The 1,627-nt window shown below is 36.5% G+C and carries 1 protein-coding gene; it reads left to right on the top strand.

The window, feature by feature from the left end:
- Nucleotides 1-252 precede the first annotated feature (252 nt).
- Entirely contained in the window at nucleotides 253-1,488 is a 1,236-nt protein-coding gene (locus DBX25_RS20360; RefSeq protein ID WP_108672581.1) for an IS110 family RNA-guided transposase, read from the top strand.
- Nucleotides 1,489-1,627 lie beyond the last annotated feature (139 nt).

Below are 1,627 nucleotides of genomic sequence, written 5' to 3'. Positions count from 1 at the left end.
TCGTATTATAAGGTCAGCCAGAAAATATTTCTGGTTGACCATTTTTTATATCGATATATGATAACCGTAGCCGGGGTAGAACGGAAGCCCCCGTGGGACTTGATCCCGACAATTAAACAGTTCGCCCCCTACTTGTAGAAACATGATTGAGGCTGGTTGGGACAATGATCTCGTATAACAAACGAAGCTATGACACTACATGGAGGAATAGGGGTTACCGGTTAATTTGTATATTTTAGGAGGAGATAAATAATGAATCCAGTCATTGGTCTGGATGTAGCTAAGGATGAAAGCCAGGTTCAGGCTTACTTGGAAAGAAAACAACCTTATAAAAAGAGTTTTAAAGTTTCACATACTCTCGAGGGATTAAGTAATCTACTTGATTTCATTAAAGAAGTAGAGGTCGTTTCAGGCAAGCGCCCTCCTCTAATATTAGAATCTACTGGACACTATCATACCCCCATCGTTCAGTATTTTGAGGACAGAGGATATTTATTAATTATTGTAAATCCCCTCATATCCTATCGTGCAAAGAGTTCCAGTTTACGTAAGGTAAAGACAGATATTATTGATGCTCACCATCTCTGCGAGCTGTTTTATAAAGAAGACTTAGAACCTTATAAACAACGAGGAATTCAACTCTTAAACGTACGAAATCTTACTAGACAACATGAAAATATTACGGGTATGTTCATACAAACAAAACTTCAATTTCATGCTGTTCTGGATCAAGTATTTCCTGTTTATATCGGGGTTTTTGGGGACTTATACTCTGATGTATCTTTACTCACTCTACAAACATTTCCTAGTTCAGAAGATGTTTTGAAAGCAGGACAGGAGACAATTACGAAAAAAATAAAAGAGTTCTGCAAAAGCCGTTCACTAGAGTGGGCAGAAAAGAAGGCAGGAAAACTAATGGCTGCAGCAGCTCAAAACCCTTTTCAAAAAGCTATATTTCATAGCCTTTCTCTTAGTCTAGATATGTATATTAATATGATAAAAGAATACAAAAAGCATCTATCTAAGCTTGAAAACGAGATAGACGCTTTAGCGGAAAGTATTGAGGAGTATCACATTATCCAATCTATCCCCGGAATCGGTGAAAAAATCGGGGCAACGATTATTTCTGAAATCGGGGAAATTGATCGGTTTAATCACCCCAAGAAACTAGTTGCTTTTGCAGGAATTGATCCAAGTGTCTTTGAATCTGGTACATTCAAAGGTACTTTAAATCGGATTACCAAAAGAGGTTCTAGTAGACTAAGGCATGCGTTGTTTATGGCTGTTAGAAGTGCCATACGTGATTGTCGTAAAATGAAAACGACAGATGAAATCATCCCTAGAAATAAGAAGTTACGAGAGTTTTATGATAAGAAACGTGAAGAAGGAAAACCCTTTAAAGTCGCTGTGATCGCTTGTGCAAATAAACTTCTACACTGGATATATGCACTTTTGAAAAACAAATCGACTTTCCAGGATTTAGCCTAGTTAAAGAGTATAACCAATATGTCCAAAACTTTCCAAACAGTGTATTTGGAAGGTTATTTGGTATGCGTAAATTTAGTATAGCATGAAAAATTTTAAGATTTAATTGAAAGATATTGACAAACTATTAGCTGGTTTAGTT

Origin of the sequence: Peribacillus acanthi, from assembly GCF_003073175.1 — a bacterium.
GTDB classification, from domain to species: Bacteria; Bacillota; Bacilli; order Bacillales; family DSM-1321; genus Bacillus_BN; species Bacillus_BN acanthi.
Note: the sequence above shows the minus strand (reverse complement) of the source record. Positions and strands in the feature narration are given on the sequence as shown.

What these genes read in the sequence shown, in the direction of transcription:
- DBX25_RS20360 (WP_108672581.1), top strand. Translation starts at nt 253, where the DNA reads ATGAATCCAGTCATTGGTCTGGATGTAGCTAAGGATGAAAGCCAGGTT.